Annotated in this window: 4 protein-coding genes; 2 read left to right on the top strand and 2 right to left on the bottom strand. The window is 31.0% G+C overall.

The window, feature by feature from the left end; genetic code table 11:
- Positions 1 to 101 precede the first annotated feature (101 nt).
- Positions 102 to 731, bottom strand: a complete 630-nt coding sequence (locus A9G13_RS08150) for a helix-turn-helix domain-containing protein (protein ID WP_176701962.1) — start codon at positions 729 to 731, stop codon at positions 102 to 104.
- A 1307-nt stretch (positions 732 to 2038) separates the two neighbouring features.
- Between A9G13_RS08150 and A9G13_RS08145 the strand changes: the two genes are divergently transcribed.
- Positions 2039 to 2668: a helix-turn-helix domain-containing protein gene (locus A9G13_RS08145; protein ID WP_176701962.1), complete on the top strand. Its 630-nt coding sequence runs from the start codon at positions 2039 to 2041 to the stop codon at positions 2666 to 2668.
- Positions 2669 to 2725: 57 nt separating this feature from the next.
- Positions 2726 to 3763 (top strand): YdgH/BhsA/McbA-like domain containing protein, encoded by a 1038-nt coding sequence (locus A9G13_RS08140; RefSeq protein ID WP_081301204.1) that lies wholly within the window; start codon positions 2726 to 2728, stop codon positions 3761 to 3763.
- 77 nt (positions 3764 to 3840) lie between these two features.
- Here A9G13_RS08140 and hrpA read toward each other — a convergent pair whose 3' ends face one another.
- A complete protein-coding gene (gene hrpA / locus A9G13_RS08135; RefSeq protein WP_065557070.1) occupies positions 3841 to 7716 on the bottom strand; it encodes an ATP-dependent RNA helicase HrpA in 3876 nt (1291 codons plus the stop codon).
- Positions 7717 to 7754: the final 38 nt, after the last annotated feature.

The raw sequence follows: 7754 nt of genomic DNA, 5'->3' as shown, positions 1-7754 counted from the left end.
ACTGCTACAGTAGCAGCAATAAGAGTTTTCTTTAAACTTATCATATTTGATAGACCTTACAGTAATTTTTTTTTATTAGATTATTTTAACACATAATAAATTCAATTGCCTAAATCTATTAAGGCATTTAAATCCTTAATGAAGATGTATTTACCTTTTACAGATAGTATGTTTTTTTCTTGAAATTTAGTTAAACACCGGCTAACTGTTTCAATAGTTAAGCCTAAATAATTGGCAATATCAGCTCTGCTCATCGCTAATTTTATGTTTAGTGATGTGTGACCGCGTTGTTCATAGCGTTGATAAAGAGAATAAATAAAAACAGCTAAACGTTCATCAGCTTTTTTTTGCGAATAACATAATACTAATTTCTGATAATTATAAATGTCATTACTAAGTAAACTGAAAATAGTATCTCTAACTTTTTTATTAATTTCAATTAAAGACATTAGTTCATCATATTTCAATTCACAAACTAAGGTATCGGTAAGAGCTTTTATATTATTATTGTATATTTGAGTTGAAATCGAATCTAACCCAACAATATCACCAGGTAAATAGAATCCATTAATTTGTTCATTCTTATCCTGAGTGGTGATATATGTTTTTAGAGCACCGGAATGAATGATATAGAATTTAATAAATTTGGTATTTTGGGTAACTAAGATTTGGTCTTTAAGATAAGACTTTTTGCGATCTAAAACTGTACCTAAGGTATTATTTAGTAACATAGGTATACATAATGAGCCAATACTACATAATTCACAGGGAACAGAATAACTGTTCGATCGTAATGGCTTGTAAATGCTTTGCATAATTATTTATTTATTTAATCCTAGCGTATGGTTAATAAGATTACCATCTTTATTAAGAAACAACAATTATTCCATAGGTATTATTTTATATTTGTTAGCCACTTAAAAAATTTTTTTAAAGAATAAGTAAAGATAGAGGGGAATACTAAACTGGTATTAGGAAATCTCTAATTTAATAGTTTTAGGATAAAAACCTTGCATTAAGGTTATTTAACATAATATACATTATACCAACTTTAATATATTGATTTATAATAATTATTTATACCATTAATATGAACATAAAAATTCATGTAATAGGTAGTTAGCATAAAAGAAGAAATATAATATGCATTTTAAGATGTTCTGAATAAATAATTCGTAAGAATAAATTTAAAAAATCCTGCTGTGCTATTTTTTAAAGTGATTATTAAGTTATCGCACAAGCAATGTAGGTTTATCTCAAGTTATAATAATATTTGAGTATCTGATTATTGGAAATAATAAAAGTCACTTTGATGTCTATTTTCCAGTCAAGTTATCAGTGATATTGATTCACTTTATTTATTCCGAAGCAAAGATGTATTCTTACATTATCAGTTATGATATAGCTGTAAAGATGTTTCCTGAGAAGTATACGTTTCAGTATAAAAACCTACTTAAGTTGGTCTATCTAAATGAATAGCACTAAATTAATAGCTGCTCATTAGTTACACCACAGAATTGTGATTTTGTTTTTATATTGTTTTCAATTTAGAGTCAATAATGATTGCATAATATGAAGGGCTATATAACAGAAATAATGCTACTAAAGAATTCTAATTCGAATAATTAGTTTATCTATCGTACAAATCATTATTTGTAATTTAAATTGTAGTGAATAATTATTCCCATTATTTGTTTAATTGAACATATAAATACTTAAGTGCGCATAATGTATATTATGTTAAATAACCTTAATGCAAGGTTTTTATCCTAAAACTATTAAATTAGAGATTTCCTAATACCAGTTTAGTATTCCCCTCTATCTTTACTTATTCTTTAAAAAAATTTTTTAAGTGGCTAACAAATATAAAATAATACCTATGGAATAATTGTTGTTTCTTAATAAAGATGGTAATCTTATTAACCATACGCTAGGATTAAATAAATAAATAATTATGCAAAGCATTTACAAGCCATTACGATCGAACAGTTATTCTGTTCCCTGTGAATTATGTAGTATTGGCTCATTATGTATACCTATGTTACTAAATAATACCTTAGGTACAGTTTTAGATCGCAAAAAGTCTTATCTTAAAGACCAAATCTTAGTTACCCAAAATACCAAATTTATTAAATTCTATATCATTCATTCCGGTGCTCTAAAAACATATATCACCACTCAGGATAAGAATGAACAAATTAATGGATTCTATTTACCTGGTGATATTGTTGGGTTAGATTCGATTTCAACTCAAATATACAATAATAATATAAAAGCTCTTACCGATACCTTAGTTTGTGAATTGAAATATGATGAACTAATGTCTTTAATTGAAATTAATAAAAAAGTTAGAGATACTATTTTCAGTTTACTTAGTAATGACATTTATAATTATCAGAAATTAGTATTATGTTATTCGCAAAAAAAAGCTGATGAACGTTTAGCTGTTTTTATTTATTCTCTTTATCAACGCTATGAACAACGCGGTCACACATCACTAAACATAAAATTAGCGATGAGCAGAGCTGATATTGCCAATTATTTAGGCTTAACTATTGAAACAGTTAGCCGGTGTTTAACTAAATTTCAAGAAAAAAACATACTATCTGTAAAAGGTAAATACATCTTCATTAAGGATTTAAATGCCTTAATAGATTTAGGCAATTGAATTTATTATGTGTTAAAATAATCTAATAAAAAAAAATTACTGTAAGGTCTATCAAATATGATAAGTTTAAAGAAAACTCTTATTGCTGCTACTGTAGCAGTTGTTCCTATGTGCTCTTTTGCTGCCCAACAATTAACAGAGGCGCAAGCAAATGGCTTGCAACCATTTAAAGAAATATCTGTCCGTGGTGCATTTTATACGGATAATGATTATGTTATGGCCATGTCTAAGGCAGCAGATAAAGAAGGCGCAGCTTCTTTTTTTATAACAACCACTAATATTAGCCCTTCTAATGATACTTTACGTATTGTTTATGCACGTTTGTATAAAGCTGATGCACCAAAAGTGGAAGAAAAAGAAGAAAAACTGCGTCAATTTGAAGGGGTTTACGAATATCCAAAAACTAAAGCAATTCGGCTCGAACCATTTGATATTGTTCGTATTCGAGGTTATTTCCCTAGTGAACATGATATAGATCAGGCAATTGCTAAAGAGGCTTCTAGCAAAGGAGCATATGCTTATTATATTGATAATCGTTCTGAAATTGGTAGTAATTTACAGGTAACAGCATATGTATTTAAAAAAGATGCTCCTGAACGTAAATTACAACCTGAAGATGCAATTCCATATGATTCGGAAGCTGGTCAACAAGCTCTAGCTCAAGGTGGTGAAGCGGCAATGCAAGTTGAAAGACCTGGCTATTATTCACCGTCAGCCTTTAACGAAAAATTCTATGCGGAAAAATTCCATAATAAAGTTATTGATAAAACCACGACTAGTGATACTAAAACAGTAGCTACTGCAAGTTCAGAATCTACAACTCCGGCTGTTGCTGCTGAACCGCAACGGGTTACTCGTTACACTGTCACACTTCCTGATGGTAGAAAGATTCAAGAATTAAATGATGCAACTGCAGCTAAAATGGTAGCCTTTGATACTATCAAATTCCGAGGTTATTATGTCACTGACCAAGAAATTTCTTATCAAGCTGGTAAACGTGCTATTGACAATGGGGCGAAGTATTATCATATTGCTCGAATAGCTCAAGATACTAATGGTCCAAATATCACTGTTTTTGTTGATTTGTATCGTTAATATACTTTTTTTAAAATTTTATAATTGGGGGGCGCTAAGCGCCCTTCTTTATTATTAATTCAAATATAAATTTATATTTATAATTCTGACTTCACATTTTCAATTTGCTGCTTTATACGTTTAGCTGAAATTGGGTATGGTGTTCCTAATTGTTGTGCAAATAAATTTATTCTTAATTCTTCAATCATCCAACGGATATTACTTACACTTTCTCGTAACCTTTGATTTTTGGGTAAACTAGTTAGCCAATTTTGATATTGGTTTTCAATATCTTCTACTATTGCCATTAATTGTCTATCTTTGCTTGTATTTAGCATTAATTTTTCAATGCGTTTTTCAATACCTAATAAATAACGTTGAATATCATGTAGTTTTAAATATCCAGTGTTAGCTACAAAGCCCTTATATACCAAATTATTAAGTTGTTTCTTTATATCAGATAAGGCAAAAGCTAATGATAAATCCACTCGCCCTTTCAATTTTTTATTAATATTAAAATGTAACGTTAAAATTGATTCAACTTGCTTGGCAATATCAACAACAGTTTCGTTAATATGTACTTTGGTATAATTTAGTAATTTTGCATATTGTGTAGGATCTTGTATGACTTGGTTATATGTTTCTATTAAATGATCAATGCCACAAGCTATACAATCATCAATCAGCATCAACACGGTACCAAACGAATTAAAATATAGCCCTAATTTAGATTTATTCGGTAATTTTTCATGTAAATATTTTATAGGTGAAGGAATATTAAGCATGAGTAAGCGTCTTATTCCTAATTTAGAAAGCCGTTGCTGATCTTGCGGATTATCCATTAATTTAATACTAACTGAATTTTGATTATCAACGATTGTAGGATAAGCTTTAACGGTATAATTTTTTTGTTTTTCTTCATAAATAGTTGGTAACGAACCAAAGTTCCAATCGATAAGATTAGTTTGTTCTAGGTTATTCGTCGACTTGTTTTTTATTGATGCTAAGGCTTGTTGAACTTGGATTTTAAGCTGTTCTTTGAGTCTATCTAGATCCTTTCCTGTAGCAATTTCTTTATTATTGTTATCAACAATAGCAAAAGTCATTTTCAAATAATCAGGTACTTGCTCTAATTGCCAATCATCAGCACTAATTTTTACTCCCGTCATTTTTCTAAATTCATTTGCTAACATTTCTAATAAAGGTTTATCAGTTGTATTTACTCTACTCATAAATGCTTCAGCATAATTAGGCGCCGGCACAAGGCTTCGGCGTATAGATTTCGGTAATGACTTAATTAACGCTATAATTAAATCCTTCCTAAATCCGGGAACTTGCCAATCGAACCCGCTATTTTTAATTTGATTTAAAAGATCTATTGGAATATTAATTGTGACACCGTCACGATTGTGACCAATATCAAATTGATATGTCAAAGGTAATTTAATATTATCTTGATACCAAAAGTCAGGAAAATCTGAGGTTGTGACTAATTGAGCTGAAGGTTTTATTAATTCTTCTTTTTCAATATTAAGTAAGTCAGGTGCAGTTTTTTGTTTTTGTTTCCACCATGAATCAAAATGTTTTGCTGAAATAACTGTTTTATCAATCCGATGCTCATAAAAATCATATAATTCATCATCATCAATTAAAATATCTTGACGACGCGATTTATGTTCTAGATCTTCAACTTCGTGAATCAACCTTTGATTATATTTGTAAAACTGATGGTTAGTTACCCAGTCACCTTCTACAAGTGCGTGACGGATAAATAGTGAACGGCTCAAAACAGGATCAATTTTGCTATAATTAACTAATCGGTTGGTCACTATAGGCAAGCCAAATAAAGTTACTTTTTCATTGGCCATGGTGGTGCCTTGCTTTTTAGACCATCTTGGTTCGCTGTAACTATATTTAACTAAGTGTTTAGCGATTGGTTCCAGCCACTCAGCTTCAATTTTCGCTGCCGTTCTGCCCCATAATCGACTAGTTTCAACTAACTCACTAACTACACACCATTTAGGTTGGTTTTTGAAAAGAGCTGAATTAGGAAAAATAGAAAATTTTATATTTCGCGCACCAATATATTCATGTTTTTCGATTTCTTTCATACCCACATGGGATAATAACCCACTCAGCAACGCCATATGTATTGATCGATAATCAGCTGCCTTGCTATTAATTGGAAAGGCTAATTGCTTAATAGTTTGTCTAATTTGTGTATAGACATCTTGCCATTCCCTAATTCGTAAGTAATTTAAAAACTCTTTTTGACACAAACGACGAAATTGATTACCTGATAATGTATTTTGTTGTTCTTGTATATAATCCCATAGATTAATAAGTGCAATAAAATCAGACTCTTTGTCGGCAAACCGCCGATGTTTTTCATCTGATGCTTGTTGTTTATCAAAGGGTCTTTCTCTTGGATCTTGAATTGACAAAGCGGCTGTTATAATCATTATTTCTTTACTACAACCTAAACGCCTTGCATCAACCAGCATTCTTGCTAATCGGGGATCAATAGGTAGTTGAGCTATAATTTTGCCAATTTCGGTTAAATGATATTGATGATTTTTGGTGTAAATTGCACCTAGTTCTTCTAATAATCGAATGCCATCGCGAATATATTTAGAATCAGGTGCTTCAACAAAAGGAAATGCAGCAATATCCCCTAGTCCCAATGAGGTCATTTGTAATATTACTGATGCCAAATTGGTACGTAATATTTCCGGTTCGGTAAACTCGGGACGTGACAAAAAGTCTTGTTCATCATATAAACGAATACAAATACCATCAGAGGTACGACCACATCTACCTTTACGCTGATTAGCTGAGGCTTGAGATATAGGTTCAATTGGCAGTCTTTGTACTTTGGTTCTATAACTATAGCGGCTGATTCTGGCTAAACCTGGATCTATAACATATTTGATTCCTGGAACAGTTAATGATGTCTCGGCAACATTAGTGGCAAGTACTATGCGTCTTTTAGAGTGTACTTGAAATATCCGATTTTGTTCAGAGGCCGACAACCTTGCATATAATGGTAAAATTTCAGTATGACGTAGATCTAATTTATTGAGAGTGTCTGCTAAGTCACGAATTTCGCGCTCCCCAGTTAAAAAAACTAATATATCGCCGTTACTTTCATGCAAGAGTTCATCAATAGCATTAATAATAGGTTGAAAATCACTATTTTTTTCATCCTCACTATCGTTGTCCTCATTAAACCCAAGTCGGTATCTAACTTCAACCGGATAAGTTCGTCCTGAAACCTCAATAATTGGAGCTTGATTAAAATGCTTTGAAAAACGTTCAACATCTATTGTAGCTGAGGTAATAATAACTTTTAGATCAGGGCGTTTAGGTAATAATTGTTTTAAATAACCTAAAATAAAATCAATATTTAAACTACGTTCGTGGGCTTCATCAATAATAATCGTATCATATTGTAATAAAAGTTTATCTTTTTGTATTTCAGCAAGTAAGATGCCGTCGGTCATTAATTTGATTAAAGTTGTATCGCTTACATGATCTGAAAATCTAACTTTAAAACCAACCAGATCCCCTATTTCTGTTTTCAATTCTTCAGCAATACGGCTAGCCACCGAGCGGGCTGCTAATCGCCGTGGTTGAGTATGTCCGATGTAACCTTTAACACCTAAACCCAACTCTAAACAAATTTTAGGAATTTGAGTGGTTTTACCGGAACCTGTTTCACCGGCAATGATTACTACTTGATGATTTTTAATAGCAGCATAAATAGCTTCTTTTTTTTCTACTACCGGTAAATTATTAGGGAAATCAATTTGTTTTGGCAACGACTGTAATCGAGTTGCGTAATTAATAAGAGCCCGTTGTATTAATGAATCATTTTCATCTATGTTTGTTTGTTTTCGAATTAACTTACTTAGTTTATGCTTATCGAGATATGTCATTGATTCAAATAATTTTAATTGCGGTTGAGTTAACATAAAGAATTAAATATATTAGTTTTATAATAATTGCTTTT

Origin of the sequence: Gilliamella sp. wkB178 (genome assembly GCF_001690705.1) — a bacterium.
Taxonomy (GTDB): domain Bacteria; phylum Pseudomonadota; class Gammaproteobacteria; order Enterobacterales; family Orbaceae; genus Gilliamella; species Gilliamella apicola_K.
Note: the sequence above shows the minus strand (reverse complement) of the source record. Positions and strands in the feature narration are given on the sequence as shown.

Excerpts from the sequence above, each read along its gene's own strand:
- A9G13_RS08150 (WP_176701962.1), bottom strand. The coding sequence starts at position 731 with ATGTTACTAAATAATACCTTAGGTACAGTTTTAGATCGCAAAAAGTCT.
- A9G13_RS08145 (WP_176701962.1), top strand. The coding sequence starts at position 2,039 with ATGTTACTAAATAATACCTTAGGTACAGTTTTAGATCGCAAAAAGTCT.
- A9G13_RS08140 (WP_081301204.1), top strand. The coding sequence starts at position 2,726 with ATGATAAGTTTAAAGAAAACTCTTATTGCTGCTACTGTAGCAGTTGTT.
- hrpA (WP_065557070.1), bottom strand. The coding sequence starts at position 7,716 with ATGTTAACTCAACCGCAATTAAAATTATTTGAATCAATGACATATCTC.